Origin of the sequence: Pseudorhodoferax sp. (genome assembly GCF_047601025.1) — a bacterium.
Classification (GTDB): domain Bacteria; phylum Pseudomonadota; class Gammaproteobacteria; order Burkholderiales; family Burkholderiaceae_C; genus Pseudorhodoferax.
In genome coordinates this window covers 3,687,239-3,708,655 of sequence record NZ_JASGJZ010000001.1, presented here as the reverse complement: position 1 = coordinate 3,708,655, position 21,417 = coordinate 3,687,239, and the positions used below count along the sequence as shown (strand labels likewise).

19 protein-coding genes and 1 pseudogene are annotated in these 21,417 nt (G+C 72.5%); 8 read left to right on the top strand and 12 right to left on the bottom strand.

What is annotated here, in order from left to right; translation table 11 throughout:
• Positions 1 to 113 precede the first annotated feature (113 nt).
• Positions 114 to 644, top strand: a complete 531-nt coding sequence (locus QM782_RS17370) for a MarR family winged helix-turn-helix transcriptional regulator (RefSeq protein ID WP_415205674.1) — start codon at positions 114 to 116, stop codon at positions 642 to 644.
• A gap of 175 nt (positions 645 to 819) precedes the next feature.
• On the opposite strand, the gene QM782_RS17365 is transcribed toward QM782_RS17370, so the two are convergent.
• From QM782_RS17365 to QM782_RS17345, 5 genes are all read right to left on the bottom strand, one after another.
• Positions 820 to 2,136: an ATP-binding protein gene (locus tag QM782_RS17365; protein WP_415204147.1), complete on the bottom strand. Its 1,317-nt coding sequence runs from the start codon at positions 2,134 to 2,136 to the stop codon at positions 820 to 822.
• Positions 2,129 to 2,824, bottom strand: coding sequence for a response regulator transcription factor (locus tag QM782_RS17360; RefSeq protein WP_415204146.1), 696 nt, complete (start codon positions 2,822 to 2,824; stop codon positions 2,129 to 2,131). Before QM782_RS17360 ends, QM782_RS17365 begins: the two co-directional genes overlap by 8 nt.
• 235 nt (positions 2,825 to 3,059) lie before the next feature.
• Complete coding sequence (locus tag QM782_RS17355; protein ID WP_415204145.1) at positions 3,060 to 3,530, bottom strand: Spy/CpxP family protein refolding chaperone; 471 nt, start codon at positions 3,528 to 3,530, stop codon at positions 3,060 to 3,062.
• Between the two features lie 94 nt (positions 3,531 to 3,624).
• Complete coding sequence (locus QM782_RS17350; RefSeq protein ID WP_415204144.1) at positions 3,625 to 4,629, bottom strand: aldo/keto reductase; 1,005 nt, start codon at positions 4,627 to 4,629, stop codon at positions 3,625 to 3,627.
• A 23-nt stretch (positions 4,630 to 4,652) separates the two neighbouring features.
• Positions 4,653 to 5,576, bottom strand: coding sequence for a helix-turn-helix domain-containing protein (locus QM782_RS17345; protein WP_415204143.1), 924 nt, complete (start codon positions 5,574 to 5,576; stop codon positions 4,653 to 4,655).
• Between the two features lie 138 nt (positions 5,577 to 5,714).
• Between QM782_RS17345 and QM782_RS17340 the strand changes: the two genes are divergently transcribed.
• From QM782_RS17340 to QM782_RS17320, 5 genes and pseudogenes are all read left to right on the top strand, one after another.
• Positions 5,715 to 6,530 (top strand): SDR family NAD(P)-dependent oxidoreductase, encoded by an 816-nt coding sequence (locus QM782_RS17340; RefSeq protein WP_415204142.1) that lies wholly within the window; start codon positions 5,715 to 5,717, stop codon positions 6,528 to 6,530.
• A gap of 17 nt (positions 6,531 to 6,547) precedes the next feature.
• The gene (locus QM782_RS17335; RefSeq protein ID WP_415204141.1) at positions 6,548 to 8,311 is read left to right on the top strand and encodes an FAD-dependent oxidoreductase; all 1,764 of its coding nucleotides are present in this window, start codon (positions 6,548 to 6,550) and stop codon (positions 8,309 to 8,311) included.
• Positions 8,308 to 8,679, top strand: a complete 372-nt coding sequence (locus tag QM782_RS17330) for an NIPSNAP family protein (RefSeq protein WP_415204140.1) — start codon at positions 8,308 to 8,310, stop codon at positions 8,677 to 8,679. The genes QM782_RS17335 and QM782_RS17330 overlap by 4 nt, the downstream gene beginning before the upstream one ends.
• A gap of 470 nt (positions 8,680 to 9,149) precedes the next feature.
• Positions 9,150 to 9,338, top strand: a pseudogene (locus QM782_RS17325) (DUF1016 N-terminal domain-containing protein); the annotation flags it as partial.
• A complete protein-coding gene (locus tag QM782_RS17320) occupies positions 9,259 to 10,632 on the top strand; it encodes a GIY-YIG nuclease family protein (RefSeq protein WP_415204139.1) in 1,374 nt (457 codons plus the stop codon). The pseudogene QM782_RS17325 and the gene QM782_RS17320, both read left to right, overlap by 80 nt.
• Before the next feature lie 92 nt (positions 10,633 to 10,724).
• Here QM782_RS17320 and QM782_RS17315 read toward each other — a convergent pair whose 3' ends face one another.
• The 7 genes from QM782_RS17315 to QM782_RS17285 form a co-directional block, all read right to left on the bottom strand.
• Complete coding sequence (locus tag QM782_RS17315) at positions 10,725 to 11,567, bottom strand: shikimate dehydrogenase (RefSeq protein ID WP_415204138.1); 843 nt, start codon at positions 11,565 to 11,567, stop codon at positions 10,725 to 10,727.
• The gene (locus QM782_RS17310; RefSeq protein ID WP_415204137.1) at positions 11,564 to 13,156 is read right to left on the bottom strand and encodes an acyl CoA:acetate/3-ketoacid CoA transferase; all 1,593 of its coding nucleotides are present in this window, start codon (positions 13,154 to 13,156) and stop codon (positions 11,564 to 11,566) included. Before QM782_RS17310 ends, QM782_RS17315 begins: the two co-directional genes overlap by 4 nt.
• 5 nt (positions 13,157 to 13,161) lie before the next feature.
• Positions 13,162 to 14,322, bottom strand: coding sequence for an acyl-CoA dehydrogenase family protein (locus tag QM782_RS17305; protein WP_415204136.1), 1,161 nt, complete (start codon positions 14,320 to 14,322; stop codon positions 13,162 to 13,164).
• Positions 14,323 to 14,489: 167 nt separating this feature from the next.
• A complete protein-coding gene (locus QM782_RS17300) occupies positions 14,490 to 15,320 on the bottom strand; it encodes a sugar phosphate isomerase/epimerase family protein (RefSeq protein ID WP_415204135.1) in 831 nt (276 codons plus the stop codon).
• A gap of 10 nt (positions 15,321 to 15,330) precedes the next feature.
• Positions 15,331 to 15,957: an NIPSNAP family protein gene (locus tag QM782_RS17295; protein ID WP_415204134.1), complete on the bottom strand. Its 627-nt coding sequence runs from the start codon at positions 15,955 to 15,957 to the stop codon at positions 15,331 to 15,333.
• Between the two features lie 18 nt (positions 15,958 to 15,975).
• On the bottom strand, positions 15,976 to 17,697 hold the full coding sequence (locus QM782_RS17290) for an FAD-dependent oxidoreductase (RefSeq protein WP_415204133.1): 1,722 nt from the start codon (positions 17,695 to 17,697) through the stop codon (positions 15,976 to 15,978).
• Between the two features lie 19 nt (positions 17,698 to 17,716).
• Positions 17,717 to 18,553 (bottom strand): IclR family transcriptional regulator, encoded by an 837-nt coding sequence (locus tag QM782_RS17285; RefSeq protein ID WP_415204132.1) that lies wholly within the window; start codon positions 18,551 to 18,553, stop codon positions 17,717 to 17,719.
• A gap of 182 nt (positions 18,554 to 18,735) precedes the next feature.
• On the opposite strand from QM782_RS17285, the gene QM782_RS17280 reads away from it, so the two are divergent.
• A complete protein-coding gene (locus QM782_RS17280) occupies positions 18,736 to 19,542 on the top strand; it encodes a shikimate dehydrogenase family protein (protein WP_415204131.1) in 807 nt (268 codons plus the stop codon).
• Positions 19,539 to 21,275, top strand: coding sequence for an FAD-dependent oxidoreductase (locus QM782_RS17275; RefSeq protein WP_415204130.1), 1,737 nt, complete (start codon positions 19,539 to 19,541; stop codon positions 21,273 to 21,275). The genes QM782_RS17280 and QM782_RS17275 overlap by 4 nt, the downstream gene beginning before the upstream one ends.
• Positions 21,276 to 21,417 lie beyond the last annotated feature (142 nt).

Genomic DNA, 21,417 nt, shown 5'->3' with positions numbered 1-21,417 from the left:
GGGCGGGCCGGTCGATGATGCATCGCCGCTTCGATCCAATTAGGTAAATATGTTGACTCAAGTCTATGACCGCATCAACCATGGACGCAAGCGCTTTCTCCCTGCGAAATCTCATGATTAACCCTAGAAAAGAATCGTCGGCAGCCAAGCTGGAGCTGGCCAACAGGTTGTTCTTCAGGCTCTACCAATGCGCAAACATGTTGCATAAAACCGGATCGCGCGCGGTGGAGGAGGAAGGCCTGACGACCCAGCAATGGGCGGTGCTGGGCGCGCTGTCGCGCGACCAGGCCAAAGGCGGCATGAGCATTGGCGACCTGGCCAAGTACCTGATGGTGAGCCGGCAGAACCTGTCCGGCCTGATCAGCCGGATGGAGCGCGACGGGCACCTGGCCGTCACCCCGGACGGGCGGGACCGGCGCTCGCGCCTGGTCACGATGACCGCGTCGGGCCAGCACGTCTGGCACGTGCTGGCGCGGCCGAAGATCCAGGCCTACTACGAGGAAATCCTGGGTGATTTCTCGATCAACGACGTCACCCACACGCTGCACTACCTGCTGAAGATCCTGGAGAACATGCAGCGCCTGGACGCCGACTGGGTCAACGGCGCAAGCGGGACCGAGGCGACGGACGCCGAGACGGCTTGAAGAGACGGGCCACTGCCCGGCATCCACGCCGACCCGCCACGGCCAGCACGGCCTGCGACCCCGAAGCCGCTTCGGTCGAGGATTTCCACCACCCTCTTCGGCGCCCGCGCCGTGCCGGACGCCCGCTACCGGCCGAGCGGGGACGGTGCCAGGGAACGATGGCGGCGCCGGCCCGTCAGGCCCGTTCCCGGCCTGCCGGCGCCGGCAGGTCCACCCGCACCTCCAGCCCCGGATGCGCGTTGCGCACCTGCCAGCTGGCACCGTGCGCCTGCGCGACCAGCCGGCACAGGTACAGCCCCAGGCCCACGCCGCCGCCGGCGCGCGCGCGGGCCGCGTCGGGCCGGTAGAAGGGCTGGGCCAGTTGCGGCAGCACGGCCTCGTCCACGCCGGGGCCGTGGTCGCGCACGCTCAGGCGGATGCCGCCGCGCTCGGGCGACAGCCGCAGCTCGGGCGGCCGCGCCGCGCCGGCGCTGTGGCGCAGCGCGTTGCCCAGCAGGTTGCGCAGCAGCAGCCGCATGCGCGCCGGGTCCAGCGCCAGCACCGGCAGGCCGGGCGCGGCCAGCAGGCGCGGCGCGGCGTCCGGCCCGGCCCCCATCGCGTCGACGACCTCGCGCGCCAGCGCGGCCAGGTCGGTCGGCTCGCGCTGCAGCGCCGCGTGGCGCGTGGCCAGGCGCTCGCTCTCCAGCAGGTCCGCCACCAGGTCGCGCATCAGCGCCAGCTCCCGCAGCAGCGCCTCGCGCGGGCCGGCCACCCCGGGCGCCTCGGGCAGCAGCTCGGTGTGCAGCCGCGCGCGCGTCAGCGGGCTGCGCAGCTCGTGGCTGATGGCCAGCAGCAGCGCGCGCTTGGCCTCCAGCATCTGGTGGATGTCCGCGGCCATCGCGTTCACGCCCTCGGCCAGGTCGCCGAGCTCGTCGTGCCGGCGCACCGGGATCGGCTGGCCGAACTCGCCCGCGCCGAAGCGCCGCGCGCCGGCGCCGATGTCGCGCAGCGGCCGCAGCAGTCGGTGCACGTAGCCCCAGGCCGCCAGCGTCAGCGCCAGCAGCACGGCCAGCGTCATCCAGCCGATGCGGCGCGGCCGCTCGCGCCAGACCGGGACCGACAGGCCCAGCTCGATCTGGTGGCCGTCGGCCGTGGTGCGGCGCAGGAAGTCGAGCTCGCGCGGGCCATGGCGCGGCTCGGGCTCGCTGCGCCAGTTCACCGCCGGGCCGCTGATCTGCACGCTGATCGGCAGCCGCTCGGCCAGCGCCTGCGCGCGCGCGACGCTGGGCGGGCTGCCGATCTCGGCCGCGAGCCGGTCCACGTAGTCGGCCACCAGCGGGCGCGCGGCGTCCTTCCAGCCGATCGACAGCGCGCGCTGCATGCCGCCCAGGAAGCTGGCCGCCAGCGCCAGCGCCAGCAGCAGGAACAGCGCCACCAGCCGCAGCCGCAGCGAATGGCCCACGGCCCGCAGCGCGCGCCGCAGCCGGCCGGCCCGGGGCGGCGCATCAGCCACGGCCGTCCGCCGGCGCCAGGGCCAGCGCGTAGCCGGCGTTGCGCAGCGTCTTGATCGCCTCCAGCGGCTCGAGCTTGCGGCGCAGCCGGCTGACGACGATATCCACGGCGCGCGTGTACAGCTCGGCCTCGTGGCCGCGCAGCTGGTTCAGGATGTCGTCGCGGCTCCAGACACGGCCCGGCTCGCGCGCCAGCAGCTGCAGCAGCTCGAACTCGGTGCCGGTCAGTTCGACGGCCTCGCCATGGCGCCAGACCCGGCGCGTGACGGGGTCGAGCTCCAGCCCGTCGAAGCGCAGCCGGCCGCCCTCGGCCGGCGCCGCCGCGCGAACCACGCGCCGGCGCAGCACGGTCTGCACGCGCGCGACCAGCTCGCGCGGCTCGAACGGCTTGGGAATGTAGTCGTCGGCGCCCAGCTCCAGGCCGACCACGCGGTCGGTCAGCTCGCCGCGCGCGGTCAGCATCAGGATCGGGATGTCGCTCTCCTGGCGGATCGCGCGGCACAGCGCGAAGCCGTCCATGCCCGGCAGCATCACGTCCAGGATCGCGGCGTCGAAGCCGCCGGCGCGCAGCAGCGCCAGGCCCTGCTCCGGATGCAGGGCCTGCTCCAGCACGAGTTCGAAGCGCGCGAAGTACGCGGCCAGCGGCGGGCCCAGCTGGGCGTCGTCGTCGATCAGCAGGATGCGCGGCATGGCGCCATTGTGTGGCCGCGCCTGGAGGCTGCGACCGAATCGACCGCGCCCGCGACGGGGCGCGCCGAACCGCAGGCGTCGGCGCGGGCCGCCACCCTGGCTGGTGCCGGTGCAAGGACCGCAACGGCCGCATGGGAGGCGCACCCCAGGCCCAGCCCCCGGGCATGGCGCCGGCGAAGCGCGTGGACGCTCATCGGGAGCCTCGCCTGGGTGCGAAGGATGCGTTCACCGCTTCTCAGCTGCGGTGCCAGCCGCCGCGGCGCTGCAGGAAGTCGCGCACCTGCTGCTGCTGGGCCGGGTTCAGGCTGTCGTAGAAGTCGCCGAGCGCGGCGACCAGTTCCGGGCTGCCGGCGTTCAGCGCGGCGGTCTTCTGCGTCACCAGCGCCTGCGCCGCGGCGCGGTCGAAGCGGTCGCCGGCCACCAGCGCGCGCACCTGCTCGCGCGGGTCGCCCTCGCCCATCAGCGTGCGGCGCTGCTCGGCCAGCCGCGTGGCCAGCGCATCGAGCTTGGCCTTCTGCGCCGCGTCCAGCTCCAGCTTGCGGGCCACGCGCTCGACCACGTGGGCGCGGCGCTCGGCCATCCGCTCGGTACTGGCGCCCCAGCCGTCGCCATGCATGCGGTGGCCGCAGGCCGACAGGCTGCCGGCCACGATGGCGGCGCCGAACAGGCCCGCGAGGCTGCGCTTGATCCAGGATTTCATGACCATGTCCTTCGTGTGGTGGTGGTGAACATGGCCGCGATGGTGCCGGCGGTCCGGCGCGCCGGGGTCTCGGCGCGGTTTCGCTTTGTTTCGTTTTATCTCAAGCGAAGTTCTCGGTATCGACCTCGCCCATGCCCTGCGGCGCATAGCGCGCGCCGGCCACGTTGTGCGGGCCGATCAGCGCCTCGGCGCGCGCCATCAGCGCGGGCGTCAGGCGCACGGCGGCGGCGTCCAGGTCCTCGCGCAGGTGGTCCGTGCTGGTGGTGCCCGGGATCGGCACGATGTGCGGCGCCTTGTGCAGCAGCCAGGCCAGCGCCAGCTGCGCCGGCGTGCAGCCGGCCTCGCGCGCCAGCTCCACGTAGGGCGGCAGCAGCTTCAGGTTGGCCGCGTAGTTCTCGGGCGAGAAGCGCGGCATCGGCCGGCGGATGTCCTTGGCGTCCAGGCTGGCCACGTCGGCCAGCGTGCCGGTCAGGTAGGCGCGCGCGAGCGGGCTGAAGGCGACGAAGGCCGCGCCGATCTCGCGGCAGGCGTCCAGCACCGCGATCTCGGGGTTGCGCGTCCACAGCGAGTACTCGGTCTGCACCGCGGTGACCGGGTGCACCGCGTGCGCCTTGCGGATCGTCGCGGCCGAGACCTCCGACAGGCCGATCGTGCGCACCTTGCCGGCGCGCACGAGGTCGGCGAGCGCGCCCACGCTGTCCTCGATCGGCACCTGCTTGTCCCAGCGGTGCAGGTAGTACAGGTCGATCACGTCGGTCTGCAGGCGGCGCAGGCTGTCCTCGCAGTTGCGGCGCAGCGTCTCGGGCCGGCCATCGATCACGCGGCGCAGCACGCCGTCCTCGCCGCGCACGCCGGCCATGCCGCCCTTGCTGGCCAGCGTGAAGCGGCTGCGGTGCGGCCCGAGCACGCGGCCCACCAGTTCCTCGTTGGCGCCGAAGCCGTACAGCGCGGCCGTGTCGAACAGCGTCACGCCAGCGTCCAGCGCCTGCAACAGCACGCGCTCGGCCTGATCGGCCGGCGGCGGCACGCCGTAGGCGTGGCTCAGGTTCATGCAGCCCAGCCCGATGGCCGAGACGGTGAAGGGTCCGATGGTGCGTTCTTGCATGGGCCGGGACTATACGGGGAGGTTCAGGCGCCTTCCAGCGCCTTGCCCGCGTCGTCGCCGCCGTCCTGCAGCGCGCGCAGCGCGCTCTCGCGGAAGGCGGTGGGCGTCACGCCCGTGTGCTTGCGGAAGAAGCGGCCGAAGTAGGCCTCGTCCGCGAAGCCCAGGCTGGCGGCGATCTGCTTGATGCTGCTGGGGGTGTAGACCAACTCGCGCTGGGCCTCGTGCACCAGCCGGGCGTTGACCACGTCCAGGCTGGACATGCCCAGCACCTCCTGGCACAGCCGCGTGAGCTGGCCGGCCGTCACCCCCAGCTCGGCGGCGTAGGCGGTGACCGGCAGGTGCTCGCGGAAATGCGCGTCCACCGCGCGCCGGAAGGCCTCGATCTGCCCGGCCTTGCGCGAGCGCTGCTGGCTCTGCAGGCCACGGCCCTGCTGGCGCAGCCGCGCGATGTGCACCGCCACCGCGGCCAGCAGCGCCATGCCGGCGGCCACGTGGCCGGTGTCGCCCGCGCGGTGCTCGCGCTCCACGGCCAGGAACAGCGGCATCAGCCGGTCCAGGTCGTCGCCGTTCAGCGCCATGACCTGCGGCAACCGCAGCGTCTGCACCAGCTCGGGCATGACCAGCGCGGCCAACGATTCCAGCGGCCGCTGCGTGGCGGTGACGACCGGCCCGTCGGTGTCGGGCGTGAAGCGAAAGCCATGCACGGTTTGTGCGGGCACGACGATCAGGCAGGGCGCCGCGGCCTCGATCGACGCATGGTCCAGCCGCACCCGCACCTGGCCCTGGGTCAGCATCAGCACCTGCACGAAGGCATCGTGCGTGTGCGGCTGGATGTCCCAGTTGTACGGCAGCGAGCGCTGCGGGATCCACTCGAAGTCGAAGGTCGCGAGCCAGGCCGGGCGGGCCTGGTCGCCGTACAGCGCGTAGTTCGGGATGGCGCGCGACATGGGCAAGCGGGTGTAGCGTCGAGGGTGGCAGGGTCTGCGTGAATTGTCCGGCCCTTGGCAGGAATCGTCAAAGCCCGGGGCGGCCCGCACTTCCAGAATCCCCGCCATTCATTCGCAAGCACGGAAGGAGACATACCCATGACGGACCAGCGTTCCCCCGCCCCGCACTGGCTTGGCCTGGATGGCCAGGTCTGCGTGGTCAGCGGCGCCGGCAGCGGCATCGGCGCGGCCATCGCGCAGGGCCTGGCCGCGGCCGGCGGCCGCGTCGCCCTGCTCGACCGCGACGCCGCGGCCGCCGAGGCCCAGGCCCGGGCCCTGCGCGAGACCGGCGCCGACGCGCTGGCCGTGCCCTGCGACGTGTCCGACGCCGCCGCCGTGGCCGACGCCGCCGCGCTGGTCCGCGCCCGGCTCGGCCCGGCCGGCGTGCTGGTCAACAACGCCGGCCTGCTGCGCGCCGGGCCGCTGGCCGAGGTGGACCTGGCGCGATGGAACGAGGTGCTGGCCGTCAACCTGACGGGCTACCTGCTGTGCGCGCGCGCCTTCGGCGCCGGCATGCGCGCGGCCGGGCGCGGCAGCATCGTGCACGTGGCCTCGATCTCCGGCCTGTTCCCGCAGACCGGCAGCGGCGCCTACAGCGCCAGCAAGGCCGGCGTGCTGCTGCTGTCGCGCCAGCTCGCCGTGGAATGGGGGCCGCAGGGCGTGCGCAGCAACGCGGTCTGCCCCGGGATGATCCGCACCGCGCTGTCGGCCAGGTTCTACGAGGAGCCCGGCTTCGAGGCCCGGCGCGCGGCCGTCACCGCCAGCCGGCGCATCGGCGAGCCGCAGGACATCGCCGACGTGGCGCTGTTCCTGGCCAGCCCGCGCGCGGCCTACGTGAACGGCGCCGAGATCGTCGTCGACGGCGGCATGTCCAGCATGCTGATGGACATGGTGCCCCGCCCAGGCTTCAACTGACCCGCAGGAGACGAGACATGCAGAACGACGACGACACCTTCGACCTGGTCGTGGCCGGCTCCGGCGCGGCCGGCCTGACCTGCGCCATCACGGCCAGGAAGCGCGGCCTCAGCGTGGCCGTGCTGGAAAAGGAGCCCGTGTTCGGCGGCACCACGGCGCTGTCCGGCGGCGTGCTGTGGATCCCGCTGGGCCCGCACGGCCGCCGGCAGAACCCAGCCGACACGCGCGAGGCCGTGCGCACCTACCTGATGCACGAGAGCGGCCGCTTCTACGACGAGGCCACGGCGCAGGCCTTCATGGACCACGGCCCGGCCATGGTCGAGTTCCTGCAGCGCGAGACGCAGATGCAGTTCGTGCCCACGCTGTACCCCGACTACCACTGCGACGCGCCGGGCGGCGTGCAGGTCGGCCGCTCCATCCTGGCCGCGCCCTACGACATCCGCGGCCTGGGCGCCGACATGGCGCGCCTGAAGCCGCCGCTGGAGACCATCACCTTCATCGGCATGATGTTCAACTCCTCCAACGCGGACCTGAAGCACTTCTTCCGCGCCACGAAGTCGCTGGCCTCGGCCATGTACGTGGCCAGGCGGCTGGCCACGCACCTGAAGGAACTGGCGCTCTACAAGCGTGGCGTGCAGGTCACCAGCGGCAACGCGCTGGCCGCGCGGCTGGCGCGCTCGGCGCTGGACCTGGGCATCCCGATCCTGACGAGCACGCCGGTGCGCGGGCTGCTGCAGGAACACGGCCGCGTGACCGGCGTGCGCGTGGAGGGCGCCGGCGGCGCCCGCGAGATCCGCGCGCGCCACGGCGTGGTACTGGCCTGCGGCGGCTTTCCGCACGACGCGAAGCGGCTGGCCGAGGCCTACCCGCACGTGCGGCGCGGCGGCGAGCACCTGTCGCCCACGCCCGAGAGCAACACCGGCGACGGCCTGGCGCTGGCCGAGACGGCCGGCGGCGTGGCCGACATCCGCTTCGCCGACAGCGCGGCGTGGATGCCGGTCTCGCGCGTGCCGCTGGGCAACGGCCGCTTCGGCGTGTTCCCGCACCTGCTGGATCGCTACAAGCCCGGCGTGATCGGCGTGCTGCGGGACGGCCGGCGCTTCTGCAACGAATCGGAGTCCTACCACGACGTGGGCGCCGCCCTCACGCGCGCCTGCGAGGGGCAGAAGGACACCGTGATGTGGCTGGTCTGCGACAAGGCCTGCCTGGCCAAGTACGGCCTGGGCTACGTCAAGCCCGCGCCGATGCCGATCGGCCGGCACCTGCGCAGCGGCTACCTGCTCGAAGGCCGTACGCTGGCCGACCTGGCGGCCAGGGCCGGCATCGACCCCAAAGGCCTGCAGGAGACCGTGCGCGCCTACAACCAGCACGCCGAACGCGGCGAGGATCCGGCCTTCGGCCGCGGCAAGACCGCCTTCAACCGCTACCTGGCCGACCCCGAGCACCGGCCCAACGCCTGCGTGGCGCCGGTCCGCCAGGGCCCGTTCTACGCGGTGCGCGTGGTGATGGGCGACCTGGGCACCTTCGACGGCCTGCAGACCAGCCTCACCGGCGAGGTGCTGCGGCGCGACGGCCAGCCCATCGAAGGCCTGTACGCGGCCGGCAACGACCGCGCTAGCATGATGGGCGGCAGCTACCCCGGTGCCGGCATCACGCACGGGCCGAACATGGTGTTCGCCTACGTCACCGCGCACCACATCGCCGACCGGGCGCAGCAGCCACCGCCAGGCGCGGCCGCGCCGCGCGCGGCGGTGCGCAGCGCACAGGGGGTGCCGGCATGACGACGGCCACGCCCTCCTCCCCCGCGCTGGCCCCGGCCGGCCTGGCCAAGCCGCTGGTGGACCACCGCGTCTACACCATCGCACTGCGCAAGATGCCCGAGTTCCTGCAGGTGTTCAACGAACTGGCGATGCCGGTGCTGCTGCAGACGCTGGGCCACCCGCTGGGCTTCTGGACCAGCCTGGTCGGGCCGCAGAACCAGTTCGTGCACCTGTGGGGCTACGACGACCTGGCCGACTACGAGCGGCGCAGCCGGGCGCGCGACGCGCACCCGGACTTTCCGAAGTACCTGGCGGCCTCGGGGCACCTGATCACCGCGCAGGAGACGCGGTTGATCCGGGCGGCAGCGATGCCGGCCTGGCCGGGCTGAGTCCGGCGACGAACCGCCGCGCGACGACGGCGGTCCGGCAGGATTCCGGCCTTTCTGGTCGGAATCCCGGGTGCCCCATCCATCACGCAAAGCTAGCGGATGCGGGGGCCGCCAAGGCCCGCTTTTCCGAACGTTTGGAGCAGGCCCAGCAGGAGCCGCCAAGCATCCCCATGCACCGCCGCTCCGTGGCGGTGGTCATGCCGCGCGAACGGTTCGACCGCCCTGAGCAGCGACGAACAGTCGCCGGTCGACTTGATGCGCGCATCGCCGCTGCATGGATGCGATGCCAACAATCCGAAGCATGGAGGCGCTGTCTGCACACGGCCATCTATTGGTATTCCCAGGCCAACACGAGAGGCGGTTCGCCGAGCATCGATGCATCCATCATCCTGGCGCAAGCCGCCTTGGAGCGATTGGCGCACCATCATCTGGCGATTAACCGCAAGATGATTTCGGCCAAGGGCTTCGACGACCTGCGCACCGCCTTTCCCGACATGAAGGGCTTTTCGCCGCGCAACCTGAAGTACATGCGCGCGTTCGCGGATGCCTGGCCGGACCAGGCATTTGTGCAAGAGGTGCTTGCACGATTGCCCTGGCACCACCACCTGGCGCTGCTGGACAAGCTGCCCGGCCCCGAAACCCGCACGTGGTACGCCGCCAACCGGCGAGATCCACATCGAGATCAACGGCCTGGCCAAGCCCAAGAGCAAGGAAGGCAAGCGCATCTGCAAGGAAGACCTGAACGAGGTCATCGCCGCCTTCATCCAGGACAAGCCGTCGCTGGAGCGCGGCACGCTCGACAAGGACAACACCATCCCGGAGGAACTGAGCATCGAGCGCCTGGGCAAGATCGTGCGCGAGCGCTACCCGGAGCTGAGCGAGGCCGACCAGGAGGCGGTACGCCACCGGCGCGCGCCGGGGCACGGCGAAGGCCGCGACATCTTCGAGCGCCTGTACGCCGTGCGGCTGGATCAGCTTCGCAAGCTGCCCGAGGCGCGTGCTTTGCTGTCCGAGCTGGACAAGCCTGGTTTGCTGTCCGAAGCGCCGGCCACTCGGGCCGATGTGGATGCGTTGGACGAAGACGCGTTGCTTGCAGAGCTGGGTATCAGTAACGACCCGTCGGACCAGGCCGACATCACCGTGCTGCGCCATGTGCGCCCGTACGCCGAAAGGCAAGCGGCGGAAGAAGTCGCCGACCGCACGCCGTGCGAAGACTTCGACAGGTTCCAGCCGGTGTTCGAGCAGGCGGAGCAGGAATTGAAGTCGGGTATGCGCAAGGCCCTTCGTTTCGGACGCGACACCAGCATCGACGAGGGGAACTTCTGCATCGTCGGCGGTCAGCTCGCCTACGTGGCCGAAGTCGGCGTAACCTTCAAGGCGCCGAACGGTGAAAGCGATGCACGCCTGCGTGTCGTCTATGCCAACGGCACCGAGAGCAACCTGCTGCGCCGTTCGCTTCAGCGTGCGCTCTACAAGGATGACTCGGGCCGGCGCCTGACCGACACGGACATGGGGCCGCTGTTCGGCGCCCAGGCCGAGCCCGATGACATCGAAACCGGGACGATCTATGTACTGCGCAGCTTGTCCACGCATCCGTTCGTCGCCGAGCATCGCGCGCTGATCCACAAGATCGGCGTCACGGGCGGCAAGGTCGAGACCCGTATCGCCGACGCCGAGAACGATGCGACCTACCTGCTGGCCTCGGTCGAGGTCGTGGCCGAGTACAAGCTGCACAACCTCAGCCGGACGAAGATGGAGAACATCTTCCATCGGCTGTTCGGCGCCGTTCAGCTGGACCTGACCATCGAGGACCGCTTCGGCAGGCCGGTCAAGCCACGGGAGTGGTTCGTCGTGCCGCTGCAGGTGATCGACGAGGCGGTCGAGCGCATTCGGGATGGGACGATCACCGAGCTTGTCTATGACCAGACAACGGCCAGGCTGACTGCCCGATGAGTGCTGGCAAGGCTTGGACGGCCTTACGAAATGCTCGCCGCTGTCGCGCTCAGGCAGACGAACGTATTCGATGGCGATCGTCCGCCGCAGCGCTACAACCCCTCCGCCATCAACGCCCGCAGCTCCGCCGTCACCTCCGGCTCCACCCCGAACCAGGCCGCGAACGCCGGCCGGGCCTGGTTCAGCAGCATGCCCAGTCCGTCCGACGTCGGATTGCCCCGCGCCCGCGCCGCCGCCAGCAGCGGCGTCTCCAGCGGCGTGTAGACCACGTCGCTGACCACGGCGGCGCGCGGCAGGCGCTCCAGCGCGATGTCCAGCGGCGGCTGGCCCTTCATGCCCTGGCTCGTGGTGTTGACCAGCAGCGCTGCGCCGTCCAGCAGCGCCTCGCGCTCGGCCCAGCCGTGCCCGGTGGCCACGCCGCCCAGGCTGGCGGCCAGGGCGTCGGCCTTCTCGCGCGTGCGGTTGACGATGCGGATGGCCGGCGCGCCGGCGGCGGCCAGGGCGGCCGTCACCGCGCGCGCGGCGCCGCCGGCGCCCAGCACCACGGCGGGGCCGGCCTCGGCGCGCCAGCCGGGCTGCGCGTCGCGCAGGCCGCGCAGCCAGCCTTCGCCGTCGGTGTTGCGGCCGACCAGCCGGCCGTCTTCCGTCACGACGATGGTGTTGACGGCGCCGATCTGGCGCGCCATCGGGTCGATCTCGTCCAGGTGCTCCATCACGGCCACCTTGTGCGGGATCGTCACGTTGCAGCCGGCGAAGCCGAGCGCGCGCAGGCCGCGCACGGCCTCGCCCACGCGCCCGGGCGGCACCGGCAGCGGCACGTAGGTGCCCTGCAGGCCGAGTTCGGCGATCCAGTGGCCGTGCAGCCGCGGCGAGCGCGAGTGCGAGACCGGCCAGCCCATCACGCCGGCCAGCGTGAAGCCTTTGCGCGCGTTCATGCCGCACCTCCCTGCGCCGTGAAATGCGCCGCGTCCATCACCGCCACCTCGCGCGCGATGCGCGGCGCGAAGTCCATCTGGTCCAGCACGTCGCGCTGCAGGTCGATGCCCGGCGCGATCTCGAACAGCTCCACGCCCTCGGGCGTGAGCCGGAAGCTCGCGCGCTCGGTCAGGTACAGCACCTGCTGACCGCGCTTGACGGCCTGCGGGCCGCTGAAGGTGATCTGGTCCACCTGGCGCACCAGCTTGCGCACGCCGCCCTGCTGCAGCACGCGCATGCGGCCGTCGCCGGTGGCGAGCTTCACGCCCTTGGCCGCCAGCGTGCCGCAGAACACCACCTTCCTGGCGTTCTGCGCGATGTCGATGAAGCCGCCCGGGCCCACCGTCACGCCGCCCAGGCGCGAGACGTTGACGCTGCCCGCCTCGTCCATCTCGCCGAAGCCGAGGAAGGCCACGTCCAGCCCGCCACCGCCGTAGAAGTCGAACTGCGTGGCGGCGTCCAGCATGGCGGTCGCGTTGCGCGCGTAGCCGAACAGCACGCCGTCCATCAGCGTGCCGCCGTAGGTGCCGTGCTCGATGGTCTGGTAGATGCGGTGCTGCTCGTTGCGCGCGGCGATCAGCTTGGCCACGGCATCGGGCACGCCCACGCCGTAGTTGATGACGGGCCGCGCCTTGCCGGTGTTGAACAGCTCCACCGCCGCGCGGCGCGCCACGGCCTGGCGTTCGCTGAAGGCCTCCTGCGCGGCGGCGACCTCGCGGGCGTGGTCGGCGGCCTCGCTCTCGGCGCGCGCGGCGCCGGTCAGCTCGCCGCTGAAGGCCGGGTCGAACGGGATGTCGTAGCTGGTGCGCTGCTGCGGGTCGACGACGATGGCGTCGACCCAGGCCGAGGGGATGCGCACCTCGCGCGCCTTCAGCGCGCCGCGGGGCAGCCGCTCGGCCACCTGCACGATGACGGTGCCGCCGCTGTTGCGCGCGGCCAGCGCGAGCGACTGGGCGTCCAGGTTGGCGGCCTCGTGCTCGAAGCTGATGTTGCCGTCCTCGTCGGCGGCGCTGGCGCGCACCAGCGCCACGTGGATCGGGAAGGGCTTGTAGCGCAGCCATTCGCGGCCGTCGATGGTGACGACCTCGGCCAGGTCGTCCCGGGCGGCCGCGTTCATGCGTCCGCCGCCGTGGCGCGGGTCGCACACGGTGCCCAGGCCGACGTGCGAGACCAGGCCCGGCCGGCCGGCACCGATCTCGCGCATCAGCTGGCTGCTCACGCCACCGGGCAGGATGTAGGCCTCGATCTTGTTCGCGAGCGCCAGCTGCTGCATGGCCGGCGACCAGACCCAGTGCCCGCCGATCACGCGCCGGACCAGGCCTTCGTGCGCGAAGCAGTTCATGCCCTTGGTCTTCTTGTCGCCGATGCCCAGCGCGTGGATCATCGTCAGGTCGCGCGGCGCCTGCGTCGCCAGGAAGCGCGCCTGCACCGCCTCGAACAGGTGCGTGGCTTCCATCAGCCCGCCGCCGCCGCCCATCAGGCCGACCGTGTCGCCGTCGCGGATCAGCGCCGCCGCCTCGGCGGCCGTCATGAATTTGCCGTCTGCCATGGCGTTCACCGGTCCACGTCGAACAGCGCCGCGCCCTTCTTCAGGGCGGCCTTGGCGATCACGCCGCGGTGGATCTCGCTGGTGCCGTCGAAGATGCGGTAGATGCGCGCGTCGCGGTAGTAGCGCTCGATCGGCAGCTCCTTGCAGAAGCCCATGCCGCCGAACACCTGCACCGCGCGGTCGACCACGCGGCCCAGCGTCTCGGCCGCGTGCACCTTGACCATGGCGATCTGCTCGCGCGCGTCCAGGCCCTGGTCCAGCATCCAGGCAGCCTGGTAGACCATCCAGCGCGCCGCGTTGATCTCGATGACGCTGTCGGCCAGCATCTGCTGGACCATCTGGAAGTCGCCGATGCGCGTGTCGAACTGCCTGCGCTCGCCGGCGTACTGCAGCATCAGCTCGCACACGTGGCTGGCCTTGCCGACCGCGCGCGCGCCCACCTGGGCCAGGCGCACCACGTTCAGCGCGCCCATGGCCAGCTTGAAGCCCTGGCCGCGCTCGCCCAGCAGCGCGGCGTCCTCCAGCGGCACGTTGTCGAAGAACAGCTCGACGTGCGGCGTGCCGCGGATGCCCATCATCTGCTGGTCCTTGCCGACGGTGAAGCCGGCGAGGCCCTTGTCGACCATGAACATGGAGATCTCCTTCTCGCCGGTCCTGGCCGAGACCAGGAAGAAGTCGCTCCAGTCGCCGTCGCTGATGAAGTGCTTGCCGCCGTTCAGCACCCAGCCCGTGTCGGTCTTCTTCGCGTGCGTGCGGATGCCGGCGGCGTCCGAGCCGGCGCCCGGCTCGGTGATGGCGATCGCGCAGGTGCGCCGGCCCTCGACGGTGGGCTTGAGCCAGCGTTCCACCTGCGCGCCCTTGCAGTGCAGCAGCGGCTCGTAGACGTTGCCGAAGGCGCGGCGGATCAGCTGGTCGCTGGTGTGGCCGAACTGCTCCTCGCACAGGATGCGGTCCAGGTTCGACAGGCCGCCGCCGCCCAGCTCGGCCGGCATGTTCAGCGCGTACAGGCCGAGCGCCCTGGCCTTGTCGTGGATGGCCTGCGCCTGCGCGCGCGGCAGCGCGCCCTCCTCCTCCATCCGCTGCTCCAGCGGATGCAGCTCCTCGGCGATGAACCGGCGGATCGTGCCGATCATCATCTTCTGTTCGTCGTTCAGTGCGAAATCCATGTTCTTCCTCTGTCGGTGTTCGGGTTCAGGTCGTGCGTGCAGGGGCGTGGCGCCCGTTCATGCGCTGCTGAACCAGCGGGCGCCGAAGAAGAACGGCAGCCGCGACAAACGGTCCGCGGTCACTGGACGCGCGGCGGTGCGAGCCGCTTCGGACGGCCGGGCGAGGCTCATTCCACGAACGGCCGGCTCGCGGCCAGGCAGGTGGCGGCCCACCGCATGGGGTCTTGCTGCTGCTCCAGCGGCAGGTTGATGACTTCCACGCTGATCGGCAGGTCGGCCGGCAGCGCGGCGAACAGGCCCGGCAGGTCGATGCTGCCCTGGCCCGGCAGCGCGCGCTCGGCGCGCGCGGTGTGGATCATCTGCTCGGTCGTGAACCCCGTGCCGGCCTCGGCGTCGCAGATCTGCGCGTAGTGCAGCAGGCTGCGCGGGATGGCGCGGATGTCCTCCAGCGTCGTGGCCGAGCGGCCGAAGTGCAGCGCGTCGACCAGGATGCCGGCGTTGGGCGGCGTGCCGGCGCCGCGCACGATGCGCAGCGCGGCCCGGGCGTCCGGCACGGCGGTCCAGGGCATGAACTCCAGATCGGCCGTCATGCCGTAGCGCTGCAGCACCTCGCACAGCCGGGCGTAGTTCTGCGTCAGGCGTTCCTCGACGGCGTCGTCGCCGGCCACCAGCACGGCCTTGGCCCGCAGCGCCGCGCCGGCGTCGTACAGCGCGTCCCAGCGGTGCGGGTCGAAGTCGGCGTCGATGCGGATGATCTCCAGGTCGAACACGCCGACGCCGGTGTCCTGCAGCGCGGCCTGGGTCTCGCGCAGCGCCTGCGGCTGGCCGAGCAGGTACTGCTGTTGCGCGCCCGGCGCGTTGGGCCACAGGCGCATGCCGACGAAGGCATAGCCGTTGGCCGCGGCGACGCGCACCGCCTCGGCGGGCGTGCAGCGGTGGGAGGTCAGGTAGGCCAGGGAATACACGCGGCCCGATGCGTCTGTGCGGCGGTCGTCCATGATGGCGCCCTCACCGCAGGGGGGACACGGCGGTCGGCAGCGCGATGGTCGAGACCATCTCGGCCGTCAGGTGCGACGGGCCGCCCTTGGGCGGCCACAGCCCCTGGGCCACGGCGTCGGCGCGGGCCTTGCTGCGCGCGTCCAGCGAGGGGTAGGCCCAGATGTTGGTGAAGCGCGGCGCGCCGTCCAGCGCCAGCATCGCCACCACGCAGGGCGAGAGCTGCTCGCGCGGCGGCAGGTATTCCTGCCACAGGTCGATCGTGGGCTGCGTGCCGCCCGGCCGGATGCCGTAGGTGCGGATCTCGTAGACGGGGCCGGCGATGCCGGACTCGGCGCTGGGCCGCACCGGCTTCATCCACGGAAAGCCCTGGAAGCTGTGCTGCTCCAGGCGCAGGTAGATCTCGCCGCAGCCGAACGGGCTGGCGTGCAGCTGCGTGCGGCTGCGCTCGGCCTGCAGCGCGGCCAGGCTGTCGAAGCCGCGCAGCACGATCATCTGGTTCAGCACGCCGATGTCGGAGGTCCAGCAGCCCAGCAGCTCGCCGCCGGCGTGGCCGGACGTGCAGTAGGCCTGCACGAGGGTGGCGGCCTGGCCGGCGGTGCCCATGGGCAGGGTCATGGTCGCGAGTTCGTAGTACATGCGAAAGCTCCTTGAAGTTCAGGCGTTGGAAGAATTGGCGCCGGCCGCGTGCCGCGCGGCCAGCCAGCCGTAGGTGATGGCCGGGCCGAGCGTGATGCCGCCCGAGGGATAGCAGCCGCCCATCACGCTGTTCATGTCGTTGCCGACCGCGTACAGGCCGGCGATGGGCCGGCCCGCGGCGTCGAGCACGCGGGCCTGGCCGTCGGCCTTCAGGCCGGCGAAGGTTCCCAGGCTGCCCGGCACCACCCGCAGCGCGTAGAACGGGCCGCGCTGCAGCGGTGCCATGCAGGCGTTGGCATGGCCGGCCGCGGCGTCGCCTTGCACGCGGTTGTAGGGCGTCTCGCCCTTGGCGAAGTCCTCGTCGCGGCCGGCGGCGGCCATGGCGTTGTAGCGCGCGACGGTGGCCTGCAGCCCCGCGGCGTCGATGCCGGCCCGGGCCGCCAGTTCGGCCAGCGTGCGGCCGCGCCGCAGGTAGCCGTTGGCCAGCCAGGGGCCGAGCGGCATCGGCGCGGGCTTGGCGGCGCCCAGGCCGTAGTGGCGGATGAAGGCATGGTCGCAGACCAGCCAGGCCTCGGCCGGCTGGCCGGGCGGCGTGGCGGCCAGCAGGCCCTGCACGAAGTCGTAGTACGAGTCGGCCTCGTTGGTGAAGCGCCGGCCGTCGGCGCGCACCGCGATCAGGCCGGGCTTGGCGCGCTCGATCAGGTGCGGGAAATGGGCCACCGATCCGTCCTTGCGCGGCACCAGCGAGACCGGCGCCAGCGCGGCGGCGCTCCGCAGCGTGCCGTCCACGACGCCGCCGGCGGTCTCGCCCAGGCGCAGGCCGTCGCCGGTGTTGCCCCAGTTGGCGGCGGACCAGTGCTCCGCCCCGGTCGGCGCATGCGGCAGCAGCGCCTTCTTGCGCCCGGCGTCGTGCGGAAAGCCGCCGCAGGCCAGCACCACGCCGCGCGCGGCCCGGATGTGCAGCACGCCCTGCGGGCCGTCGGCCACGGCGCCGCACACGCGCGTGGCGTCGCGCAGCAGGCGCCGCACGGTGTGGCGCGTGCGCAGGTCCACGCCGGCCTCGAAGGCCGAGGCCGCCAGCGCGCCGGCCAGCGCATGGCCGTTGACCAGGCGCATGCCGCGGCCGTGCAGCAGCCGGTCGCGCCAGTAGGCCAGCACGCGGCGCGTGACGTAGGCGAACGAGGCCGGCTTGCGCAGCGCGCCCAGGAAGTGCCGCAGCTCCGCGCCGGAGGCGATGCCCATGCCCCACAGCGTGGTCTCGGGCAGCGGCGGCTTGAGCTCGCGGATGCGCGCGCCCAGCCGCCGGCCGTCGAACGGCGCGGCGCAGACCGAGCGGCCGCCCAGGGCCGCGTCGGGCGTGCGGCCGTGGAAGTCGGGGACGGCGTTGCCGTCGATGAACTGCAGCGCGGTGCGCGTGCGGAAGAACTCCACCGCCGCGGGCGCGGCCTGCAGGTAGCCGCGCAGCCGCGCCTCGTCGAAGCGCTCGCCCAGCTCGTGGCGCAGGTAGGCCAGCGGCTTGTCGAGGTCTTCCTCGATGCCGGCCGCGCGCGCCAGCGGGTTGCGCGGCACCCACATCCAGCCGCCGGACCAGGCCGTGGTGCCGCCGTACTGGGCTTCCTTCTCCAGCACCACCACCTTCAGGCCCAGCTGCGCGGCGGTCACCGCGGCCGCCAGCCCGCCGGCGCCGGAGCCCACCACCAGCAGGTCGCAATCGATCGTTTCGGCCATGGGTCCGGACATGCGGTGCTTCTCTTTCCTCTTATTCGGCGTAGATGGGCCGCCGCGCGGCCGCGGCGCCGCCGGCCTGCCGCGCCTGGGCGGAGCGCTGGAAGAAGGGCGAGGTGCCGCTGGCCGCGGCCATCTGCCCGGCGATGGCCAGCAGGTCGGGCGCGAGCGCCTGCATGCGCGCCTCGGTCAGCCGCGCGGTCGGGCCGGCGATGGTGATCACGCCGATCGGCGGCTGGCCGGCCAGCTGCACCGCGGCCGCCATGGCCGACAGGCCGGGCGTGTAGGTGTCGACGGCCACGCTGTAGCCGCGCGCGCGCGCGGCGTGCACCAGGGCCAGCATCTCCTGCAGCGTGCGCGGCGCGTTGGGGCCGTACTCCTCCGGCCGGCCCAGGCCCTGGCGCGAGGCCAGCGCGATCGCCTCCTCGTCGGCGAGCGCGGCCATCCAGGCCAGGCCCGAGGACGAGCAGGACAGCCGCGCGTCGCTGCCCATGTCCGGGTCGTAGCGCAGGCCCTGGCGCGCGCCCTGGGCCCGCGCCACCCAGGTCAGCCGCTCGCCGTCGACCACGCCCAGGCGCACCAGCTCGCCGGAGATCTCGGCCAGGCGGTCCAGCAGCGGCTGCGAGAAATCGACGATGCCGCTGTGGCTCAGGAAGGACAGGCCCAGCGAGACCAGCTTGGTCGTCAGCATGTAGGGCCCCAGCTCGCGCGTCTGGCGCACGTAGCCGGTGCGGATGAGGTCCGCCAGCAGCCGGTGCGCGGCGCTGCGCGGCATGTTCAGCTGGTCGGCCAGCGAGGCCAGCTCCAGCCCTTCGCCGTGGCGCGAGAGCAGTTCGAGGATGCCGAGGGTGCGATCGAGTACGCCGCTCATGTGGGTGGTTTCCCGTGTCGTTCGTGGACCGGGGAGCGTACGGCATGGCACCCGGACGGGCGGGCGAGCCAAGCATGTCTCCTCGATGGACGCCACTGTAATCAATTTCAGAACTAAATTCAATAGTTGAACTTAGTTCCACTTTTCATTACGATCGCGGCCACCTCAACCGGAGACAGGCCATGTCGGACATTCAGCTCAGCGGCGCCACGCGCGTGCACTTCATCGTCGGCGACCCCATCGCGCAAGTGAAATCCCCCCTGGGCGTGACCCAGGCCTTCCACGCCCGCGGGCTGGACGCCATGGTCATGCCGGCGCACGTGGCCCCGGCCGACCTGGCGGCGTGGACGCACGGCGTCTCCGTCGCCAGGAACGTGGACGGCATCATCGTCACCGTGCCGCACAAGTTCGCCTGCGCGGCGCTGTGCGGCACGCTGTCCGAGCGCGCCGCCTTCCTGGGCGCGACCAACACCATGCGCCGCAATGCCGACGGCAGCTGGCACGGCGACATGTTCGACGGCCTGGGCTACGTGGAGGCGCTGCGCGCCCTGGGCTGCGAGCCGGCCGGTAAACAGGCCCTGCTGGTCGGCGCCGGCGGCGCCGGCAGCGCGATCGCCCATGCGCTGGTGATGGCCGGCGTGGCCCGCCTGGCCGTGCACGACGGCGACGCCGCGCGCCGCGACGCGCTGGTGCAGCGGCTGGCCGCGCTGGGGCGCTGCCCCGTGGCGGCCGGCTCGCCCGACCCCAGCGGCTACGACCTGGTCGTCAACGCCACGCCGGCCGGCATGCGCGAAGGCGACCCGCTGCCGGTCGAGGTGGACAAGCTCGGCGCCGGGACCTTCGTCGGCTGCGTCGTCACCCAGCCGGCCGTCACGCCGCTGATCGCCGCGGCGCGCGCCCGCGGGCTCGGCACCTGCACCGGCGCGGACATGTTCGCCAAGGTACGCGACCTGATGGTGGCGTTCCTGGCCGGCGGGCAGGCCGCATGAAGCGCCTCGACACGCTGCAGGCGCTGCCGCAGGATGCCGCCTGCGACCTGCTGGTCGTCGGCGCCGGCGGCGCCGGCCTGGCCGCCGCGCTGTTCGGCGCACTGCAAGGCCTGGACGTGCTGCTGGTGGAGGCCACCGAATACGTGGGCGGCACCACCGCCCTGTCGGCCGGCACCAGCTGGATCCCCGGCACCCGGCTCGGCGCCCAGGTCAACCCGCAGGACACCGCGGCCGAGGCCGCGCGCTACCTGACCAACGCCATCGGCGAGCGCACGCCCGCCGCGCTGCGCCAGGTGCTGCTGGACCAAGGCCCGGCCACCGTGGACGAGCTGGCCGCGCGCACCGAGGTCAAGTTCCGTCCCTACCCCAAGCACCCGGACTACATCTCCGACCTGGGCGGCTCCGCCATCAACGGCCGCGCGCTGGAGCCGCAGCCCTTCGACGGCCGCCGCCTGGGCGAGCTGTTCGGCCTGCTGCGCCCGCCGATCCCGGAGTTCACCGTGCTCGGCGGCATGATGGTCGACCGCACCGACATCAACCACCTGCTGGGCATGACGCGCTCGCTGGCCTCGCTGCGGCACTCCGCGTCGATCCTCGCGCGGCACGGCCGCGACCGGCTCAAGCACCCGCGCGGCACGCGGCTGGTGATGGGCAACGCCCACGTGGCGCGGCTGCTGTACTCGCTGTCCCGGCAGGACACGGTGGCGCTGGCGCTGCGCACCCGGCTGGCCGCACTGCAGCGCGGCGCCGACGGCAGCGTCGACGGCGCCGCGCTGGCGCAGGGCGACGTCCGCCGCAGCGTGCGCGTGCGCGGCGGCGTAGTGCTGGCCAGCGGCGGCTTCAACCGCCACCCCGAGCGGCGCCGCGCACTGCTGCCCGGCGCGGACATCGCCTGGTGCCCCGGCGCGCCCGGCCACACCGGCGAGGCCCACGCCATGGCCGAGGCCGTGGGCGGGCGCTACGGCGAGGGCGGGCTGAGCCCGGCCTTCTGGGCACCGGTATCGCTGCGCCGGCGCGCGGACGGCAGCACCGCCGTGTTCCCCCACTTCGTGATGGACCGCGCCAAGCCCGGCATGCTGACCGTGAACCAGGCCGGCGAGCGCTTCGTCAACGAAAGCACCTCGTACCACCTGTTCGGCATGGCGATGCAGCAGGCCGGCGCGGTGCCGGCCTACCTGGTCTGCGACGCCGCCGCGCTGCGCCGCTACGGCATGGGCATGATCCGCCCCGGCGCCAGCGCCAAGCTGCTGGGCTCGTTCCTGGCCGACGGCTACCTCGCCAAGGGCGACACGCTGGCCGACCTGGCGCGCGCGCTGCGCATCGACCCGGCGCGCCTGCAGGCCACGGTGGAGCGCTTCAACGGGCACGCCCGCGCCGGCAGCGACCCTGACTTCCACCGCGGCGAGACCGCCTACTCGCGCAACATCGGCGACGCCGGCTGGCCCGGCCCCAACCCCTGCCTGGGGCCGCTGGAGCAAGGCCCGTTCTATGCGGTGCGCCTGTATCCGGGCGACATCGGCGCGGCCCAGGGCTTCGCCACCGACGGCGACGCGCGCGTGCTCGATGCCGCCGGCGCGCCGATCCCGGGCCTGTACGCGGCCGGCAACGACATGCACTCGGTGATGGGCGGCGTCTACACCGCCCCGGGCATCACGATCGGCCCCGGCATGGTGTTCGCGCGCCAGGCCGCGCGCCATGCCGCCGCACGCGCCGCAGCCTCGGGAAAGCCCTGAGCGAGCATGCACGAAACGTCCGGTGATTCGCTGAAAACGTCGAATCCACCGGGCGGTGCAGCCCCAAGAATCCAGCGCCATGCAGCGGCCCCGCACGGCCGCGTTCCGACAGAGAAAAACAGGAGACAGAACGCCATGACCG

Excerpts from the sequence above, each read along its gene's own strand:
- QM782_RS17370 (WP_415205674.1), top strand. The coding sequence starts at position 114 with ATGATTAACCCTAGAAAAGAATCGTCGGCAGCCAAGCTGGAGCTGGCC.
- QM782_RS17360 (WP_415204146.1), bottom strand. The coding sequence starts at position 2,824 with ATGCCGCGCATCCTGCTGATCGACGACGACGCCCAGCTGGGCCCGCCG.
- QM782_RS17355 (WP_415204145.1), bottom strand. The coding sequence starts at position 3,530 with ATGGTCATGAAATCCTGGATCAAGCGCAGCCTCGCGGGCCTGTTCGGC.
- QM782_RS17350 (WP_415204144.1), bottom strand. The coding sequence starts at position 4,629 with ATGCAAGAACGCACCATCGGACCCTTCACCGTCTCGGCCATCGGGCTG.
- QM782_RS17345 (WP_415204143.1), bottom strand. The coding sequence starts at position 5,576 with ATGTCGCGCGCCATCCCGAACTACGCGCTGTACGGCGACCAGGCCCGC.
- QM782_RS17340 (WP_415204142.1), top strand. The coding sequence starts at position 5,715 with ATGACGGACCAGCGTTCCCCCGCCCCGCACTGGCTTGGCCTGGATGGC.
- QM782_RS17335 (WP_415204141.1), top strand. The coding sequence starts at position 6,548 with ATGCAGAACGACGACGACACCTTCGACCTGGTCGTGGCCGGCTCCGGC.
- QM782_RS17330 (WP_415204140.1), top strand. The coding sequence starts at position 8,308 with ATGACGACGGCCACGCCCTCCTCCCCCGCGCTGGCCCCGGCCGGCCTG.
- QM782_RS17315 (WP_415204138.1), bottom strand. The coding sequence starts at position 11,567 with ATGAACGCGCGCAAAGGCTTCACGCTGGCCGGCGTGATGGGCTGGCCG.
- QM782_RS17310 (WP_415204137.1), bottom strand. The coding sequence starts at position 13,156 with ATGGCAGACGGCAAATTCATGACGGCCGCCGAGGCGGCGGCGCTGATC.
- QM782_RS17305 (WP_415204136.1), bottom strand. The coding sequence starts at position 14,322 with ATGGATTTCGCACTGAACGACGAACAGAAGATGATGATCGGCACGATC.
- QM782_RS17300 (WP_415204135.1), bottom strand. The coding sequence starts at position 15,320 with ATGGACGACCGCCGCACAGACGCATCGGGCCGCGTGTATTCCCTGGCC.
- QM782_RS17295 (WP_415204134.1), bottom strand. The coding sequence starts at position 15,957 with ATGTACTACGAACTCGCGACCATGACCCTGCCCATGGGCACCGCCGGC.
- QM782_RS17290 (WP_415204133.1), bottom strand. The coding sequence starts at position 17,697 with ATGTCCGGACCCATGGCCGAAACGATCGATTGCGACCTGCTGGTGGTG.
- QM782_RS17285 (WP_415204132.1), bottom strand. The coding sequence starts at position 18,553 with ATGAGCGGCGTACTCGATCGCACCCTCGGCATCCTCGAACTGCTCTCG.
- QM782_RS17280 (WP_415204131.1), top strand. The coding sequence starts at position 18,736 with ATGTCGGACATTCAGCTCAGCGGCGCCACGCGCGTGCACTTCATCGTC.
- QM782_RS17275 (WP_415204130.1), top strand. The coding sequence starts at position 19,539 with ATGAAGCGCCTCGACACGCTGCAGGCGCTGCCGCAGGATGCCGCCTGC.